The sequence below is a fragment of the Microvirga thermotolerans genome, assembly GCF_009363855.1.
Classification (GTDB): Bacteria; Pseudomonadota; Alphaproteobacteria; order Rhizobiales; family Beijerinckiaceae; genus Microvirga; species Microvirga thermotolerans.
Map to the genome: position 1 here is coordinate 2,588,575 of NZ_CP045423.1, position 17,305 is coordinate 2,605,879.

16 protein-coding genes are annotated in these 17,305 nt (G+C 65.8%); 8 read left to right on the plus strand and 8 right to left on the minus strand.

What is annotated here, in order from left to right; all coding sequences use genetic code 11:
• Positions 1–43 precede the first annotated feature (43 nt).
• Positions 44–925, minus strand: coding sequence for a hypothetical protein (locus tag GDR74_RS12210; protein ID WP_152586560.1), 882 nt, complete (start codon positions 923–925; stop codon positions 44–46).
• Positions 918–2,363: a dGTP triphosphohydrolase gene (gene dgt, locus GDR74_RS12215; protein WP_210251022.1), complete on the minus strand. Its 1,446-nt coding sequence runs from the start codon at positions 2,361–2,363 to the stop codon at positions 918–920. Before dgt ends, GDR74_RS12210 begins: the two co-directional genes overlap by 8 nt.
• Positions 2,364–2,935: 572 nt before the next feature.
• On the opposite strand from dgt, the gene GDR74_RS12220 reads away from it, so the two are divergent.
• Positions 2,936–3,316 carry a response regulator gene (locus tag GDR74_RS12220; protein ID WP_152586561.1) on the plus strand — a complete coding sequence of 127 codons (381 nt, stop codon included), beginning with the start codon at positions 2,936–2,938 and terminating at the stop codon, positions 3,314–3,316.
• Between the two features lie 648 nt (positions 3,317–3,964).
• Here the strand turns inward: GDR74_RS12220 and GDR74_RS12225 are convergent.
• The 3 genes from GDR74_RS12225 to GDR74_RS12235 form a co-directional block, all read right to left on the minus strand.
• The gene (locus GDR74_RS12225) at positions 3,965–5,551 is read right to left on the minus strand and encodes an AAA family ATPase (RefSeq protein ID WP_152586562.1); all 1,587 of its coding nucleotides are present in this window, start codon (positions 5,549–5,551) and stop codon (positions 3,965–3,967) included.
• Between the two features lie 48 nt (positions 5,552–5,599).
• On the minus strand, positions 5,600–6,241 hold the full coding sequence (locus GDR74_RS12230) for a hypothetical protein (RefSeq protein WP_152586563.1): 642 nt from the start codon (positions 6,239–6,241) through the stop codon (positions 5,600–5,602).
• A gap of 80 nt (positions 6,242–6,321) precedes the next feature.
• Positions 6,322–7,203, minus strand: a complete 882-nt coding sequence (locus tag GDR74_RS12235; protein ID WP_152586564.1) for a hypothetical protein — start codon at positions 7,201–7,203, stop codon at positions 6,322–6,324.
• Positions 7,204–7,327: 124 nt separating this feature from the next.
• Between GDR74_RS12235 and GDR74_RS18590 the strand changes: the two genes are divergently transcribed.
• The 4 genes from GDR74_RS18590 (at position 7,328) to GDR74_RS12250 (ending at position 10,682) form a co-directional block, all read left to right on the plus strand.
• Entirely contained in the window at positions 7,328–7,591 is a 264-nt protein-coding gene (locus tag GDR74_RS18590; RefSeq protein WP_035458969.1) for a helix-turn-helix domain-containing protein, read from the plus strand.
• A gap of 448 nt (positions 7,592–8,039) precedes the next feature.
• Positions 8,040–9,473, plus strand: coding sequence for a Do family serine endopeptidase (locus GDR74_RS12240; protein ID WP_152586565.1), 1,434 nt, complete (start codon positions 8,040–8,042; stop codon positions 9,471–9,473).
• Between the two features lie 25 nt (positions 9,474–9,498).
• Positions 9,499–10,089: an Hsp20/alpha crystallin family protein gene (locus tag GDR74_RS12245; protein ID WP_152586566.1), complete on the plus strand. Its 591-nt coding sequence runs from the start codon at positions 9,499–9,501 to the stop codon at positions 10,087–10,089.
• Positions 10,090–10,166: 77 nt separating this feature from the next.
• Positions 10,167–10,682 carry a phosphate-starvation-inducible PsiE family protein gene (locus GDR74_RS12250; RefSeq protein WP_152587752.1) on the plus strand — a complete coding sequence of 172 codons (516 nt, stop codon included), beginning with the start codon at positions 10,167–10,169 and terminating at the stop codon, positions 10,680–10,682.
• Positions 10,683–10,740: 58 nt separating this feature from the next.
• On the opposite strand, the gene GDR74_RS12255 is transcribed toward GDR74_RS12250, so the two are convergent.
• On the minus strand, positions 10,741–11,262 hold the full coding sequence (locus tag GDR74_RS12255; protein ID WP_152586567.1) for a DedA family protein: 522 nt from the start codon (positions 11,260–11,262) through the stop codon (positions 10,741–10,743).
• A gap of 161 nt (positions 11,263–11,423) precedes the next feature.
• A complete protein-coding gene (locus GDR74_RS12260) occupies positions 11,424–12,602 on the minus strand; it encodes a YihY/virulence factor BrkB family protein (protein ID WP_152586568.1) in 1,179 nt (392 codons plus the stop codon).
• A gap of 759 nt (positions 12,603–13,361) precedes the next feature.
• Here GDR74_RS12260 and GDR74_RS12270 point away from each other — a divergent pair.
• From GDR74_RS12270 to GDR74_RS12280, 3 genes are all read left to right on the plus strand, one after another.
• Positions 13,362–13,811, plus strand: coding sequence for a hypothetical protein (locus GDR74_RS12270; protein WP_152586569.1), 450 nt, complete (start codon positions 13,362–13,364; stop codon positions 13,809–13,811).
• A gap of 220 nt (positions 13,812–14,031) precedes the next feature.
• Complete coding sequence (locus GDR74_RS12275) at positions 14,032–14,814, plus strand: Crp/Fnr family transcriptional regulator (RefSeq protein WP_152586570.1); 783 nt, start codon at positions 14,032–14,034, stop codon at positions 14,812–14,814.
• Positions 14,815–14,985: 171 nt separating this feature from the next.
• Positions 14,986–16,374, plus strand: a complete 1,389-nt coding sequence (locus tag GDR74_RS12280) for a PAS domain-containing protein (protein WP_246179402.1) — start codon at positions 14,986–14,988, stop codon at positions 16,372–16,374.
• Positions 16,375–16,514: 140 nt separating this feature from the next.
• Here the strand turns inward: GDR74_RS12280 and GDR74_RS12285 are convergent, their stop codons facing one another.
• Positions 16,515–17,174: a Crp/Fnr family transcriptional regulator gene (locus GDR74_RS12285; protein ID WP_152586572.1), complete on the minus strand. Its 660-nt coding sequence runs from the start codon at positions 17,172–17,174 to the stop codon at positions 16,515–16,517.
• Between the last annotated feature and the right edge of the window lie 131 nt (positions 17,175–17,305).

Sequence of the window (17,305 nt, forward strand, 5' to 3'; positions counted from 1 at the left end):
TCTCAGAACGACCTCTGGCGAACCTGTCGTGGTCGCCGCGCCACTACCTGGTCTGAGTACTGCGGTCGTTCCTGCATTTCTTCATTACGCACGAAACTCTGCGAATACTCTGTGTCGGCGAACGTCGTTTTAGCGGCGTAGCAGACGCTGGACCGCCAACCGCTGGATTGTGAGCGAGGTCGCCAATACAAAATGGACGGTACACCTCATGCTCCCTTATTCTCTCGATAAGGCGAGCGACCGGCAGCGACCGGATCTGACTCTCCGGACGGCTCGCTGCCCCATAGCGGCAGACCTCATCCGCCAGTTCACCCAATCCCTGATGCAGGTACCAAGCGAGTTGCGGTCCGAGGCTCTGGCGCCAGTCGAACAGGATCCGGAGGGTACGGGCAAGCACACCGACGCGGTTCGGGTTGTCCTCAAGATTGATCTCGACTGTCTCCGCCTGAAGCTTCTCCAGGTAACGGTCAGACCAATGAATCGCTCGCGTCCCGGCATCGTACACCACGGCGTCACAGTCGAAGAAGGTAGTCTTGGTAAGATCTGCAAGCGCATGCGCGGCAACATGCCCCTGCCGTACGGCCCATGTATTGGGCAGCGCCCAGAGGTCGTAGACGAAGCGTCTCCCGACGAACCGGTAGCCGCCAAACTTGTTCCGTTCGACCGGCATGTCCCGCACGAAGCGGTCCAGTTCCTCGGCCTCGCAGTCGACGACGAGGTCCACGTCGGAGCGGAACGCCCCGGCCCCGCCGCGCGCGAGGTCGCGCAGCATGCCGCCGAAGATCGCGACGCCCCCGAGCGGACGCACGCGGGAGATCGTCTCGCTGATCTCCGGGCCGCCGAGCGCCGGGTCCGCGAGGTAGGCCTCCACACGCTCGCGGAGCTCTTGTTCGGAGGTCACGGGACGGGCGGCGGTGTTAGCCACGCAGGCGCTCCAACTCTCTGCGGAGGGTGATGGCATACGAATCGCTCATCCCTGAGATCATATCCGTGATCAACTGGAGCTCACGATAGCGGATCGGCATGCTGTTGTCGCTGTCCTCAGCTATTCGGCGATAGTTCTCCGAAATGCGGTTGTACACGTACTGCGAGTAGGGAGGACGCTTCGACGCCAGGTCGTTCTCGTCCGAACGGTCCCGGATGGCCTGCCAGAACATGTCCATCAGCGCGTGGATCGTCTGGTGCCCCTTGAGCTCCACCTCCAAGACGCTGCGGTGCCTGTACACGTGGGCCTTCGCGAACTCCTTCAGCGCCTTCCAGAGGACGCGGCCGTCCGAGACGGCCAACAGATCGTTGTTGAACGTCCCCGACAGGATGGCGTCCTTGTGCTGGACGAACGCCTTGGTGACCGCCGGCACGAGGGCTCCGATGGCCCTCACCCGCAACATCTGCATCGAGATGTCGTCGAGTTCTCCCGCCGAGAGGCTCAGGTCCCGGTATTTCTTATCCCGCTCCCGGGCACTGGCGCACAGATCCCGCACCAGCTCGTCCTCGCCGGCCTCATGTTCGAGGTAGGCGAGCAGGTCATACAAGGACAGGAAGCCCTTCTTGGCGGCGTCCTCGATATCCACGACCGAGTAGGCGATATCGTCGCACGCCTCCATGATAAAGGTCAGCGGGTGGCGAATGCCTTCGCCAAGACCGGTTTCCTCCCAGACCTCCACCGCGATATCGCGCTCGGACTGGAAGAAGTTGAACTTCTTGCGGGCCTGCGATGTCTTGTCGGCCTTGTCGGACGGCACCGGGTACTTCATCAACGCCGCCAAGAAGGCGTAGGTCATGTCCAAGCCGAAATTGTCGTTGATGACCTGCAGGCGCGTCAGCAGGCGAAAGGCTTGCGCGTTGCCCTCGAACTTGAGGAAGTCCAGCTGCTGCGCCTTGGTAAGCTCCGCGCCGGCGCCATCGAAGATGCCAAAGGAACCCGAGTCGGGGCTCCTCGGCGTGGAGTGCTTCAGCATCCAGCTCTGGATGGCGGCCTCGCCCTGGTGACCGAACGGGGGGTTGCCGAGATCGTGGGCCAGTCCAATGGCCTCGAGCAGGGCCGGCACGCTCCGCTTCGGCTGCAGCGTCTCCGGAATGCCCAGCGCCTCCGCATGTTCGAACACCAGCGTCGTGCCGATGCTGCGCGCGAGGTTGGCCACTTCGTGGCTGTGGGTCAGCCGAGTGCGGACGCTATCGTTGGGCTCGAGAGGGAAGACCTGCGTCTTGTCCTGCAGCCGCCGGACCGGCGTCGAGAAGAGGATGCGGTCGTGGTCGCGCTCGTGCTCGACCCGCTGTTCGCCGGGCTTGCGGGGCTTCGCCTTGCCGCGGCTCTTCCGCCGGCCGTCATTGAGGAGCTTTGTCCAATCCATCCGGTCAACCAATTCCATCTCCCTCAAACGCCCCGGGGGCAGCCCGGTTCAGGTGCAGGACATCCTGTCCACAGGCAACCCGCCCGGCCCATTTAGAAGCCGGCCGGCGCCGATGCCACCGTCGTCGAGGCAGGCACCGGACTTCTCCACGGCAAGATGCGGTTGGCTCCGCCGTGGATGGCATCGCCAGAGGCGGTGTCAGGAGGGCGAGCGCCGCTTGCCCGCCGGGCGCCCCTGCCCAGACCGGCCGCCCCACAGCCTTGCCGGCAACCCGATTGCAGCCAAGGAGGCGATAGCGAGCGCACGATAACGGCTCCTGCGGGGCCAGAGGCGTGGGCGTCCCTCTTGTGCGGCCTCCATGTCCGTGAGGCTGTGGAACCTGTTGCGCTGTGGGTGCGTCGCGAGGCCGCGACGAGTTGGGTGGTCGCGAAAACAGTCAGTAGGGACAGGAGCTTGGCGGTTTGGTAACCACAACGGACCTAAACTCGCTGCGGATGATCCACTTAGCTGGTGGAACGACGCTGACCCCTTTTCAGTTAGGCCCTCCATGAGCGAAACTGTTTCAGAAACCCGCATGACGGTGATTGGTCGTCGAGGACCAGATCCTGGTCCGGATCTTCGCGGCTGACTTTCTCGAGGACGCTGGGTTCAAGGTGTTTGAGGCTGCAAACGCCGATGAGGCGCTGACCGTCTTGCAGGCGCGACCCGATGTTCAGGCCGTCGTGACCGACGTGGAGATGCCAGGCTCGATGAACGGCTTCGAGCTGGCGCGGGCGGTGCATGAGCAGTGGCCTGGCGTCCAGGTGATCGTGACTTCGGGCCGGAAGCATCCTGGCCTGGAGGAGCTGCCCGATGCGATCCCCTTCCTGGCCAAGCCGTACATGCCCGGGACCGTCGTCCATCTGATCCGGCAGATGGCGACCCCGCAGGTCGTTGAAGCTCCAGCGTCAGTTGGATTTGCCTAGAGCCTCGGGCCTCGCACCTTCGAGGCGTTCGATCGAGTGCCCCGGCGGCAGGTGCCCAATTAGCTTATGCCCGGACTTGGAAGCGCCCGCGGCCAGCGCTGGCCCACGCAGGTCTCACGCGCAGTTCGCGGTCTATTTTCCGCCCCCGGGTGAGGCGGCGGCTTCCTCCTGGCTGACCTGATCTATCGCGCGGCCAAGATCGGCCTCGGACTGGCTCAAGGCTCGTGAGCGAGCTATTTGCGCGCGAGACTCTTCGATAGCTTGGACTGACTGCTTGATTGTCTCTTGCAAGGAAGGTTGGTCCTGGTTCGGCTTGCTGCCAGGAGGCTGATCCGAGTTGGGCATGGGCGGCGGGACGATGAGGCGGGGTGAACGACGTAAAAATAGATTACACAGCGAACCAGACGCGACCTTAACATATGTGAAAGCCTGCTTCAGACACCAGGCAGCGGCGCAGTCTCCACTCGGTCGACTTCCATAGGGACTTTGACCAACAGTACTCACTAGCGGCGTTCGTTCCTGACATCGACCGCAACCTCGCGGCTGCTCCCCTTCCGCAGTCTGTCCGATCTGACCTCGGCCGCAGAGGTTGCGGCCGTGTCAGGACGGCCCCGCCGTGATCGTCCCGAAACAGGTCACCAACGATGGCTAATGCCGGGTGTCTGCACCTGCAGGGAACCCTCGCGTGCTGGAATGCGCCTCAAAGATCGCGCGGATGGCCGCGTCGGACGCGGCGAGACGGTCGGCCAAATAGGCCGCGAGTTGCTCGACGGCTGCCTGATGCGCCCGGATCAAGGCGGTCGCCTCCTTGTAGGCGGCATTCAGCTCGTGCCTCACCTCCGCCAGCAGGTGCGGCGGGAGATGGGACGCCGGCAGGTTGGCGCCCAGGTAGACCAACGGCGCCGGGCCAGCCAAGCCGTACGCGGTGAGCATGCGCACCGCGAGGCGGGTCGCCACGGCCAAGTCCGACTCCTCGGCGCCCCCCGCTCCCGCGCTGACTCCGCCGAGCACCACCTCCTCGGCCGCGCGCCCGGCCAGCAGATAGACCAAGATCTGGCGGGCTATTTCGGGGGTCATTGGCTGCTCCGGCCCGCCAGCCACCCGCGTTGTCCCGGCGTGCCTTCCTTGTCCGACGATAGAGATCTCGACACTGACCGCCTCCCCCGACGCAACGGCGGCTATGGCATGGCCCGCTTCATGTACGGCGCACCGGCGAAGAAGTTCTGTGGAAACCGCGTCGACCCGGCCGGCGATCTCGGCCATGAGATCGTCGAAGGTGAGCCTGCGTCCGGCATGGCGGGCCCGACGTCGGGCGCCGCGCACCCAGCGCTCGGCGTCGGCGCCGGTCCCGCCCAGCCCGAGGACGGCCAGCGGCATAAGGTCCGCTCCGGGCAGGTCGGAAGCCAGCTTCTGCCACAAGATCCGAGCCAACTCCTCCGTGCTCGGAACTGGAACGTGGATCACGCGCTCGAGCCGTCCGCTTCGGAGGAGCGCGGGATCGACGGCTTTCAGGAAGTTGGTGGCTCCGATAACCACCACGCCGGGCTGCGAGCGGAGCCCGTCCATCTCCTCGAGGACGCAGCCGATGAAGGACGTCCAGTACGACCTGTAGCGCGGCTCGACCACCGTGCGGTCGGAGAGGCCGTCGACCTCGTCGATGAACAGGACGCACGGCGCCCGCTCCCGCGCGGCGGCGAAGTCCAACCTAACGGCTTGGATCACCTCCCCAAGGTGCGAGTGCGACAGCCACGTCGCCGCCGAGGTCGCAATGAGGTTTACCTCGGCCTCGCGCGCCAGCACTCGGGCGAGCGTGGTCTTGCCGGTGCCCGGCGGGCCCGCGAGCAGGCAGCCGCGGTCGAGATCGGTGAGAGCGATACGGCCGGCGCTGTAGTCGCGCAGATCGCGCACGAGGCCTTCGGCCCATGCCTTGGCGGGACCGAGGCCGTGCAGGTCCGCGAAACGGAGATCCGCCTCCGGCTGGATACCGTCATATTCCTTGATGAGCCGGTCGATCGGGGCGAACCAGTCCTCCGGATCCTCGCCGATCATGAAGGTGAGGTTGGGCCGCCCAACGGGGTGCCATCGGTCGCTTGCCGCAGCCCCGATCGGGTCAGAGATCACATCCAGGCGGTCGCGTTGCCGTGGGCGCCCAGCCGGCGCGGCTTCATCCGCCGACGCATCGTCGCCCTGTGGCTCGGACCGCGGTCCCTTCTTGAGGCTTGGTCTGATCGCCATCGCTCCACCCAATCGTGCGTAGGATGAGGTCAGCTCGCGCGAACCCGGTCAGACGTCGCGGGCACGCAGCCAGACCGCGGACAAAGGGCCGATGGGCTTGCGGCGGTCGACGTCGGCGACGCCGCTCCGCGCGAGCGACAGCACCGCCGCCACCCTGTCGGGCTCGTGCCGGACGAGCTGGATCAGGTCGCCCAGCACGATCCCTGGCTCCTCCGCGAGGGCCGCCATGACGGCGATCCGGTCCTCGGCGCTGATCGACGCCCGCGCGGCCTGCGCCATGAGGACGGCGTTGCCGAGCCTCGGCTCCCGGCGCAACACCCCTTCGGGCGCTACGATCACGCGGCGGCCAGACCGAGCCGCCGCGTGTTTGAGGGCGAGCACACGGGCGCGGCGGGCGCCATCCAGCCACAGGTCGGAGGGAACAGCCACCAGCGTCACGCTCCTGGACGCCAGCTTGACGCGCATAGCGGCCAAGCCCTCGTCCTGAAGCGCCGCGCGCCAGAACCCCTCGCAGGTGGGGTCGGGGCCGGCGGACACGACAAGAGGCGAGGCAACGACGTGCGCCTCGAGCACGCGCCTGAGGTCCGGCAGCAGCCCGGTTGCAGCCGAGGCCTTGGGCGGACCCGCTGCGCCGAGCCGCCTCTTCGGCCGCGCGTGGCCGCCGTGTCTCAGCTTCCTCGTCGAAGTCAAGGTTGGAAAAGCCCCGGTCATTTGCTCGCTCCCCTGCACCACACGTCCCGTTTCCGCTGCAGCCGCCGGCAGGCAGCACCTCAAAAGAGCGGACCGCCCGCCGGACGCTCGGGCGGGCGCGGGACCACGAGGAGATGCGGCGCGTGGCGGGGGCCCGGCCCGACCGGCCGCGCAGGAAAGTCGACTGGATCGTCGGCGAGGAAATCCGGCGGTCCGACCAGTTCCTCGCCGGCGCTTTCCTTCGTGCCGGCCTTCTGGCGCGGCCCCGTCGGGGCGGCTTGCATCTCCAGCGCGGCGAGGAGCGGCCGCAGCAGGTCCGGAACGGCCTTGTGCAGCTCCGCCCGCAAATGACCTGTCATCTGTTCGATAGTGCTCACCACCGGGACGCCGAAGTGCTCGTCCAGCTCGCTTCCCAAGACCGTCAGGTGGTCGGGCAGGCCGGCGGAGCCGAGGTAATCGATCGCCGCGGTGGTGACGACGTCGACCGCCGAATAACCCTGGTCACGCAAGTACGCGCGCAAAAGCAGCCTGACGGCGGCGAGGTCGCGCTCCAGGGGCTTCCTCAGCCGGGGTCCCATGTCCCCGCCACCCCTCTTGATCTGGTAGGCCCCGGCCCACGCGGCCTCTAGATCGATCACCACGATGTCGTGGGTGACGGAGCGGATCGCCGGCGTGTCGTAACGCAAGGCAATCCGCGCGAGAGCCTCCGGGCTGTTCGAGGCCACGAGGGAATCGCTTGCCGCGGTGATGGGGATGACAGGATTGTGGAGCACTTGGAAGCGCCCCGAGGCCTCCAGGGCTTCGATGATTGCACGCTCGAGCAAAAGCCCGTGTCGCTTGACGATCGAATTCGACACGCTGATCAGACGTGATAACTCGGGTCCGAGCAGTTCATCCAAGGGGAATTTGGTGGCGACGGCTGCGGCCACCGCCTCTCTCGTGGCCTTGAGAAGCGCGGCCATTTCTACGATCCTTCCACCCGTCATAGATTCGCTCCGAGGTACCCGACGTGGACAGCCCACGCTTTTCAGCACCAAAAGTGTCGTTCTGCACTTTTTATGTCAATCTTCACTTTTTGTGTCAGCCATGACCATTCGGGGTACCCAGTGCCGGGCGGCTCGGGCGTTGCTGGGATGGTCCCAGAGGGATCTTGCCGAGGCGGCCCACGTAGGGTTGCGCGTCCTGATGGCTTTCGAGAACAGTGGCAAGCTCCCCAAACCAGTCGTAATCATTGCCATCGAGAGAACTCTCTCGGATCATGGGATCGTGTGGACCGAGGACACGGACTGGGTTGGGGTGAAGATCCGGCGTAGCGTGCTGGACGCACTTCCTCCCCCCGAAAGCGAATAGGTCGGTCCGCTACAGCCGGCTGAGCAGCGCCTCAGAATGCGCCTCACCACAGTGTTGCCTGTCGAGAACGGAAAATCCCGCAGTCTCGCATCCGGATCGGCAGACGGTCTATCAGCGCCATCCTCGAAGACCTTCGTCATGACAGCGGTACGACCAACCGGTCCGCACCGCGAGCCACCATTGCCTTCCCGCATGTTCTGACTTCGCTCGGGAAGTTCCTATGGAGCTGCTCGCGCCACACAGGTGATCGAGCGACAACTCCCATGATGCCCTCGCCAAGCACCTGAGGGGCAAGTCGGTCCGGCGTCGGACGCGGTTGCCCGCGTCTATGACGGGCGCGTTTTCGGACCCGCGACCATGGGCAGGCACACGGAACCTGGGGCTCTGAACGGCATTCACCCCGAGCCTTGAGCGCCGATGCAGGGCGCCGCGCCGCCACGAGGTTCCTATGACGCATGACAGCAGATTGCCCGCCCTCCTCCGAACCGGTGTGATCGGAGGAGTTCTGCTGCTTCTGGCTTCCGCAGCCCCAACCCCTTCCCTCGCACAGCAGGCGCCGACGGACTTCACCGCCATCGTGAAGCAGAAGATGCCGGCGGTAGTTGCGGTCACGACGCGGCAGAGAGTCGAGGAACGGCAGCAGCGGGCGCAATCCACGCCGGACGATCAGGATCTGCCCGAGCTTTTCCGCCGCTTTTTCGAGGAGCGCTCCAGCCCTGAGCGGCAGCAGCCCCGGCAGGGGCTCGGCTCGGGCTTCGTGATCAGCGCCGACGGCTACATCGTCACCAACAACCACGTCATCGAGGATGCCGACGACATCCAAGTCGCCTTCGGGGAGAACAGCCCTGTACCGGCAAAGCTCGTGGGGCGGGATCCGGCCACCGATATCGCCGTGCTGAAGATCGATCCGCAGCCCAACATGGCGGTCACCACCTGGGGTGACTCCGACGCGGCCGAACCTGGCTCCTGGGTGATCGCCATTGGCAGCCCCTTTGGCTTGGGCGGCACCGTCACGGTCGGCGTTGTGTCGGCCCGCTCGCGGGACATCCGGTCGGGTCCCCTGGACGACTACATCCAGACGGACGCCGCCATCAACCGCGGCAACTCGGGCGGACCGCTGTTCAACGCTCGTGGCGAGGTGATCGGCGTCAACACCGCGATCTTCTCGCCCGTGGGAGCGAACATCGGCATCGGCTTTGCCGTGCCGTCCCGCACCGCCCAGACCGTGGCCGAGCAACTCATCCGCATTGGTCGCGTAGAGCGCGGCTATGTCGGCCTGCGGCTGCAGGAGATCACTCCGGCGATCGCCCAGGCGCTGGGACGGCCGGATGACAAGGGCGTGTTGGTCGCTTCCGTCGAGCCGGGCGGCCCGGCCGACAAGGCTGGGATTAAGTCCGGCGACGTGATCACCCGCATCGGGGACCAGCCGGTCGATAGCGGCCGGGATCTCACCCGCGCCGTCGCCGGCATGAAGCCCGGCACGCAGGCGCGGCTGGCGGTGGTCCGGGGCGGCGCCACGCAGGAGATCACGGTTGCCGTCGGCCAGCGGCAGGACGAGCAAGCGTCCCAGGAAGGCACCCAACAGGGTTCGGACAATGGCGGCAAGCGGTTGGGATTGGCCCTGGCGCCCATCGATGAGGCGACCCGTCAGCGGCTCGGCGCCGACACGACGGGCGTGCTCGTCCAGCAGGTGCAGCCGAACAGCCCTGCCGCCGAGAACGGCATCCGACCGGGTGACGTGATCGTTGCGGCCAACAACCGCGACGTCTCTCGGCCGTCCGATGTGGCCGAGGAATGGACGCGCGCGCAGCGGGAGAAGAAGCCGATCCTGCTGCGTGTGAAGCGCGACGGCCAGTATGTGTTCGTGGCCGTCACAGCCTGATCCTGACTGTGAAGGAGGAAACGCCATGGCCCGCAATCCCCTGACCCCCTCCCGCTCCGGTTTTGGTCTGCTAGGAGGAAACGACCCCTTCCTCTCCCTCCATCGCGAGATGAACCGCCTCTTCGATGACGTGCTGCGCGGCACCGGCCTGCCTGCGACCGGCAGCCAAGGCCAGGGCGGCGTCGGCAACTTCGTCAACGCCAGCATGAACGTGTCGGAGACGGAGAAGGAGATCCGCATCACGGCGGAGCTGCCCGGCGTCACCGAACAGGACATCGACGTGAGCCTGGATGACGACGTGCTCACGATCCGGGGCGAGAAGAAGTTCGAACGTTCGGACGAGAAGGAGAACTTCCATTTCGTCGAGCGCTCCTACGGCACCTTCCAACGCTCCGTGCGGTTGCCCTTCCCGGTCGACCCGGAGCAGGTGCGGGCGCACTTCGAGAATGGGGTGCTCACCGTGACCCTGCCGAAGACAGCCCAGCAGGAGCGTTCCCGCCGCATCCAGGTGCAGGGCCGCAACGCAGGTAGCCAAGGCTCTCCGGGTGGACACGGTGGCACAGGAGGCGGTCAGGGCGGTGCGCCGGACAACACCCCCGGCGGCGCCAGCACCTGAGGCGCTGATCCCGCATGAGGCAACCATCCGACGACGGGGATCACCCCGGAACCGAAGGGATCGATCCCCGCTCGACGATGGGCGCCGGCCGGGCTGCGGCGGCCGTGGACCACGCCCTGCGCGAGACCCGTGAGGCGTGGCCCGGCCTGAGCACCTACGAGCGCTTCGAGCAGGTCGTCTCGCTGGTGCTCACCGGCCTGATCAGCCTGGTGATCGCGGCGGCCTTGGTGAACCTGACCTTGCGCATCATCATGCTGGTGCTGTTCGGGCTCCTCGACCCAGCCGAGACCGGGGTGTTCCAGGCGATCTTCGGCATGATCTTCACGGTGCTGAACGCCCTGGAGTTCAACCATTCGATCATTGGCGTCCTGCACCGCAAAGAAAGCATCGTGCAGGTGCGCACCGTGGTGCTGATCGCGCTGCTGGCGCTTGTGCGCAAGTTCATCATCCTCGACGCCACCAAAACCGAGCCGCTCACTATCATCGGCCTGGCCGCAGCCATCCTGGCGCTCGGCGCGGTTCACTGGCTCGTGCGCGACCAGGACCGGAAGGATGCGGCCGAGCGGGAGCATGGAAGCGCAGCGGCGGAGTAGCCGCATTGTCCTCCCGAGGTTGCGCACTGACACACGCCCACAGCAGTAAGGCGTCAGGTCACCACCCCAAATACTCTGAGAGCCCTGCCCCTGGTGCGAGAAGCGCAAACGCCCAGACAAAGGCGGAGGCGAGGTTCACCATCATGAACAGCGGCAGCTGCATTCCGAAGACGCCCGCCACCAAGGGAACCACCGCCCGTGCAGGCCCGAAGAAGCGGCCGATGAACACGCCCCAGAGGCCATGGCGGCAGAAAAAGCGCTCGCCCCTGTCGACGAGCTGCGGATGGGACGACAGCGGCCACATCCTATAGATGGACGTCTTAAAACGCCGGCCCAGTGCGTAGGACACCACGTCGCCGGTGGTTGCCCCGATGGCCGCGCCGAGCCAGAGCGGCCAGAACTCCAGGTCGGCCACCCCGATGAAGGCGCTGATGGCGATCAGGATCACGGTGGCGGGCACGAAGAGCGATAAGAAGGCCACCGACTCGCCGAACGCCAGCGCGGCGACGATGAACGGCGCCCAGGATTGGTTCTGCCGCACGAACGCGACGATAGTGGTCTGGATCGCCTCGAAGTCCATGGAGTGCGGGATCCTTCGGTGCTGAGCTGCGCAACAGCAAAGGAGGATATTGCATGGCCAAACTCCTCCCCGCTCCGCCTCACCTATGATCCATCCGTAACGCCCGGCAGGTGTTTCCGATGCATCCGCTCGAATTGGGGCGGATAGTGCCCGCCCCACTTCTATGCCTTCGCGGCTCCGACGGTATCGGCCATCGTGGCGCCGCGGGCGCCCATCGGGCGGGGCGGCCCCTCGGTGGTGTCCTGCGCCGTCTGGTGCTCCATCTCGGCGTTGATCTCGGCGCCCAGCAGCACGATGATGCTCGACAGCCAAATCCAGGTCATGAAGCCGATCACCGCGCCCAGGGAGCCGTAGGTCTCGTTGTAGCTGCCGAAATTCGAGACGTACCACGAGAACAGCATCGAGCCGACCAGCCACAGCACGGCGGCCACGATGCCGCCGGGCGTCACCCATTTCCATTCCGCCTGGTCACGGCTCGGGCCGTAGCGGTAGAGCACCGCCAGCCCTGCAACCACCACGGCCAGGAGGACGGGCCAGCGGGCCAGGGAGAGCAGCCATTCGGTCCCGCTGCCCAGCCCGACGAAGTCCAGCACAATCGGCAGGACCACGATGCCGGCGAGCGCAATAAGCACGAACGCGATGGCTGCGAGCGTGAAGGTGAGAGACTGGAGATTGAGCTGGATGAAGCTGCGCTTCTCCTCCTCGTCATAGACGATGTTGAGCGCATCAAACACGGCCTTCATGCCGGCATTGGCGCTCCACAGCGAGATCGCCAGACCGATGATGAAGCTGAGCCCCAGCGTGCCGCCGCCCTGCGAAGCGATCCGCTTCACCTGCTCTCCGACAATCTCCACCGCGCCGCCCGGCAGCACGCCCGAGAGCGCGTTGAGATGGTCCTGGATCGTGGCCGGATCGGCGAAGAGGCCGTAAATGGACACCAGCGCGGCGATGGCGGGAAAGATGGCCAGGAGGGCATAGTAGGTCACGCCCGCGGCGACCGACATCAGCCGGTCGTCGCTGAACTCCTCGTAGGTCCGCCACAGGATGTCCTTCCAGCCAAGCGTCGGGATCTCGGTAGGCGTGTCGGCCTCGCGCCCGCGCCCCTGCTCGCGCGCCGCCTGGGGTGGCGTATGCGCCTTCCTGCCGAACCCGGCAGTCTGGCCAGCTGACGTGTCCTCGCGCTGCCCAGGGGCTGGCGCCATCGAGGTCCGGGGCCGCCGTGAGCCACCAACCACAAGCCGGAGCAGCGCCCACCCCAGGACGGCGGCTCCGAGCGTCGACAGCAGCGACGTGTCTTGCTCCTTGCTGGGTTGCGGCGGCGCTGGGTTCGTCGTCGGCATGGCGAAGGGAATCCATCGGCTGATCGGCCAATGCTAGAGCTTGGCCGCTGATCCAACATCGAGCCAGGACCAGCGGTTCCATGACGGGACGATCACGGCGGGAGCGTGGACAGGTCTGGGCACTTGAAGACGGTGCCGGGCTTGAGAGGCCGGGGCAGGCAAGGGGCGCCAACCTGACCTGCCATCTGCACAAGGTCCCCTTGGCTCGGCGGGTGAGATCGGGACAGGCCGGCTGGCGAGAGGCGACACCCGAGACGTCGTCATCCGGGTGCGGGATGAGCACGATTGCCGGATCTGCACCGTGACCGCCTCGATGATGATCAACTGGCACGGCTCGTCATAGGGTACCCGACGACACGGAGATGAACCCAAGCAGGCTCGCTCCGGCCGCTCAGCGCACTGCCGCCTTGGACAGCTTCGACAAGCTGTCGGCCAGTTCGGCCTACCGGAAGGGCTTGGTCAGCCGCGGCAGGTCAGGGGCGATGCCCTCGTCCTCGGCATATCCGGAGACGATCAGGACCGGCGTTCCGGGCCGCCCTCCTTCAGAACCCGCGCGAGGTCCGTGCCTGTCATGCCTGGCATCAGATGGTCCGTGATGACCACGTCAGGCACGAGCCCACCCTCGACAAGCGTCCAGGCCTGCTCGGGGAGCGGGCCTCGACCACCGCGTAGCCGAGGTCGGAGAGCATGTCGGCTGTGCTTGCCTGACGATCTCCCCGTCGTCGACGAGCAATCGCATGGTTGGGAGTAACGCCGAAATTGAGCGGGGACTACTGGCAGACCGCTTCGCTGGAGGCCATCCTCAAGGCCCAGCTCAAGGCACACTTACGCGGCAAGCATCCCCGGGTCAGCTTGACGGGACCGCGAGTCGACCTCTCGGCTGACTTGGCCATCCCCTTCAGCATGGCGCTGCACGAGTTGTCAGTGAATGCGGTGCTCCACGGGGCCCTATCCGTTCGGACGGGAGGTGTGTCAGTGGCGTGGGACGTGTTTGCCGCACCTCACGGCCGCAAGCTTCGCCTGACTTGGCGCGAGCACGATGGCCCGTTGGTTCGGCCCCCGGCGCATCGGGGCTTCGGCTTGGTTTTGCTGCAAGAGGTCTTGCCGAAGCAATGCTCGGCAGGAGTTGAGATCGCCTTTGAGCCTGAGGGGCTTCAGGCCGCATTCGAGATGCCTCTCATAGAACGCCGCCAGGTGTCGTTCTACTGAACGATGGCCTCAACGAGCCGGATCTGGCCCGGCGAGCGCTTCAGCCCGTACATGGTTTTACATCTGCCTCAGCGGTCATTAATCTGATGCGATTTCCGACTGGCTAAGTCGAGTACTCGACGGACAAGCGTGACGTTTTCTGACACAGTGCCACGCTGCACCCTGTGGGTCCGAGGAAGGGCAGCGCCGAGACTGCCCCGGCCACGGGATGGGGACCCTGATGAAACAACCTTTGACCCGCCCCACGGAGAGCAACGCATCCGTCGGGCACCATCTGGTCAGCAACCGCCTCCTGGCCTCGCTGCAGCCCAGGGACCGGGCGCTGCTCGACCCGTATCTCGAAGCCGTGACCCTGTACCAGGGTGAAGTGCTGTTCGAGCCGGGCGACGACGTCACGCGCACCTACTTTCCCTGCGCCAGCACGATGGCATCCTTTGTCGTGGTGATGCAGAGCGGGCGGGCTGCCGAGGCCGCAACCGTCGGGCGCGAGGGGGCCCTCGGCGGCATCGTGTCTTCAGGCTACAAGCCGGCCTTCACCCGAGCCGAAGTCCAGATCCCAGGCCCGGCTCTTCGGATCGAGACCTCCCGGCTGGAGGACGCCAAGGAACGCTCGGCCACCCTGCGCGACCTGTTCAGCCGGTACGCCGACGCTCTCCTGGCCCAGATCATCCAGTCGGTGGCATGCAATGCGCTGCATTCGCTCGAGGCACGCTGCTGCCGATGGCTGCTCACGACCCAGGACCGGGTCAATAGCGCCGAAATCCCGCTGACGCAGGAGGCCCTGGCCGAAATGCTTGGGGTCCAGCGCACCACGGTCACGTCGGTGGCGCGGGCCCTGCGGGCGCGCGGCCTGATCCGGTATGCGCGGGGCCAGATCGTCATCCTGGACCGGGCCCGCCTGGAAGGCGCGGCCTGTGAATGCCACTCCGCGGTCAAGCAGCACTTCGACCGCGTTCTGCCCGAGGTCAAACCGCAAAGCATCCTCATCGCGCCCGACGGCTGATGCGGGGCTGCCATCGCCCTTAGATCCACCAACTTCTGAGACCCCGCTCCAGGTGCCCCAAGCACGATGAACCATAACCTATCCGCTGCGAGACCTCTCCGCTCTAGAAGCGACGATGCGCTTCCCGAAGGGAATCTGCTTGTTTTGGCCGCGGACGCAGCAGAGGTGGGCTTGTGGTGGTTCGATCCCGTCGCCGACGCTCTCGACGGCAACACAGCGTTCCGGGAAATCCTGCTTGGCCAATCCGGCCGCTACGACCATCCTTGGCCCTTGGCGGGGGGTACCCTCCTAGCCCACGTACATCCGGAGGATCGGGAGCGGGTTCGCAACCGGGTGCGCGCCCTCCTCAGCGATGGCACGGGAGCACGTTTCAAAGAGAGCTTTCGGTTGCTGCGTTCCAAGTCCGATGGCGTGGTCCGGGTGATCGCTGCCGGGAAAGTGATTTTGCCTGAAGCGAGCGATCATCGGGATCGGACGCACCAGCCTTGCCTTGCAGGGACGATCCGGGCTCACTCACGGGAGGATCAGTCCCCGGCCGGGATGGTGACGGACAGGGCGCGCCTTGAGGCGATCCTCAACACCATGCCGCAGATGGTCTGGTCGGCGCGGCCGGACGGATACCATGATTATTACAACGACCGCTGGTATGAGTTCACCGGCGTCCCCTACGGCTCGACTGACGGCGAGGCGTGGAACGGCATGTTCCACCCTGACGACCAAGCCCGCGCCTGGGAGAGGTGGCGGCAATCGCTCGCAACCGGCGAGCCGTATGAAATCGAGTACCGGCTGCGTCGGCATGACGGCGAGTACCGTTGGACCCTCGGCCGCGCGCTGCCGATCCGGAATCCGGACGGCACCATCGAGCGCTGGTTCGGGACCTGCACGGATATCCACGACCTCAAGACGTCGGAGGAGCAGCGGGAGCTGATCAGCCGCGAGCTGTCGCACCGGATCAAGAACATCTTCGCTGTGGTTACCAGCCTTGTGGCCCTCGCGTCCCGGAAGGACGAAGCCGTCAGGCCCTTTGCGACCGCCCTGGTGCAGCGCCTGAACAGCCTCGCGCATGCGCACGCGTACATCCAGCCGCACAGCCCGTTGAACGAAGCCGACCCAGCGAGCCGGACGGTCCTGGGTCTCCTGCGTATTCTCGCCCATCCCTACATGCACGAGCAGGATGGCCAAAGCTCGTCGGACAGTTCATCGGATGATGCCAGGCTGGCGATTGCAGGCGACGACGCTCCGGTCGGTGCCGGGGCGGGCACCGCACTGGCGCTCATCATCCACGAGCTTGCAACCAACGCCGTCAAGTACGGCAGCCTCTCGCGTCCGGAAGGATACGTCGCCATCAGAGGCGAACTCCTGCCAGACGATCAATTCCGGCTGACTTGGCAGGAACGTGGCGGTCCAACGGTTCAGGGACCGCCAGCCCACCGGGGCTTTGGGACCGTGCTCGCCCATCGCGGTGCGACCGGGCGGCTTGGTGCCCGCATCGAACAGGACTGGGACGAAGCGGGATTGACTGTACGTCTGACCATGCCGGTCGAGAACCTCACGCGGTAGCGGAGGGCCAACATGGGCTATCCTCTAAAGCATCGGACCCAAAAGTGGACTTGTGCTTTTGGGGTCCATCCGATGCCGCCTCTTTAAGAAGAGAGCATCGTTCTTCGCGGAAAACCGGATCCACGTTTCCGCACGATGTTCTAGCCCGCAGCCGGCAAGATGGTGCGGTAGGCCTCGCGCACGACTCCGTAGCATTCACAGGAGCTCGCCTCGAGGCTGGCTCGGTTGAGCACCCTGATGCATCCTGGCTCCAGCCGGACGATGCCGCGTGCCTGCAGGGATCTGGTCACCGCGCTCAAGGATTGCCGGCGCACGCCCAGCATGAAAGCGAGGCGAGCCTGGGACATCTGGACCGCATCGTTCTGGTCGACGCGGTCATGCGCGTGGAGCAGACAGCGGGCGCAACGGGCCTCGAGCGTATGGAGATCGTTACACGCGGCCGCTTGGATGGACTGCGTGAGGAGCACTTTGCTGAACCGCAGCAGCAGGTCGCTGAGCGGCGGATACTCGCGGCTGATCGCCAGGAGGCTGTCGATCGACAGGCGGGTTGCGGTCCCTGGCTCCTTAACGACGGCGCGGCAGAGCGCCCGGTCGTCGCTGCCCAGGACAGCCCAGAAGCCAAGGTAGCCCTCCGGGCCGACGGCCGCGGTTTCGACGCCGCGACCGTCCCGCATCGGCGAGATGAGGGCGATGACGCCGCTGTGCGGGAACAAGGCTTCTCGCACAGGCTCGCCCACCTCTTGCAGGATCCGGCCACGAGCCAACGGGACGATGCCTGCCCGCTCCATCAGAGCGGACAAGACGTCTTGGGGGAGAGCGGCAAGGATGCGGCTCCTGCCGTGCTCCGTGATGTCGGACCGGGTATGCCCCTGGATGTTCACAGCAGCCCTTGAAGGTCAGCTTCAGTTGGGCGAGTAACGCGTCAGGCCGA

What these genes read in the sequence shown, in the direction of transcription:
- GDR74_RS12245 (WP_152586566.1), top strand. Translation starts at nt 9,499, where the DNA reads ATGGCCCGCAATCCCCTGACCCCCTCCCGCTCCGGTTTTGGTCTGCTA.
- GDR74_RS12255 (WP_152586567.1), bottom strand. Translation starts at nt 11,262, where the DNA reads ATGGACTTCGAGGCGATCCAGACCACTATCGTCGCGTTCGTGCGGCAG.
- GDR74_RS12250 (WP_152587752.1), top strand. Translation starts at nt 10,167, where the DNA reads ATGGGCGCCGGCCGGGCTGCGGCGGCCGTGGACCACGCCCTGCGCGAG.
- GDR74_RS12260 (WP_152586568.1), bottom strand. Translation starts at nt 12,602, where the DNA reads ATGCCGACGACGAACCCAGCGCCGCCGCAACCCAGCAAGGAGCAAGAC.
- GDR74_RS12225 (WP_152586562.1), bottom strand. Translation starts at nt 5,551, where the DNA reads ATGGCGATCAGACCAAGCCTCAAGAAGGGACCGCGGTCCGAGCCACAG.
- GDR74_RS12240 (WP_152586565.1), top strand. Translation starts at nt 8,040, where the DNA reads ATGACGCATGACAGCAGATTGCCCGCCCTCCTCCGAACCGGTGTGATC.
- GDR74_RS18590 (WP_035458969.1), top strand. Translation starts at nt 7,328, where the DNA reads ATGACCATTCGGGGTACCCAGTGCCGGGCGGCTCGGGCGTTGCTGGGA.
- GDR74_RS12275 (WP_152586570.1), top strand. Translation starts at nt 14,032, where the DNA reads ATGAAACAACCTTTGACCCGCCCCACGGAGAGCAACGCATCCGTCGGG.
- GDR74_RS12235 (WP_152586564.1), bottom strand. Translation starts at nt 7,203, where the DNA reads ATGGCCGCGCTTCTCAAGGCCACGAGAGAGGCGGTGGCCGCAGCCGTC.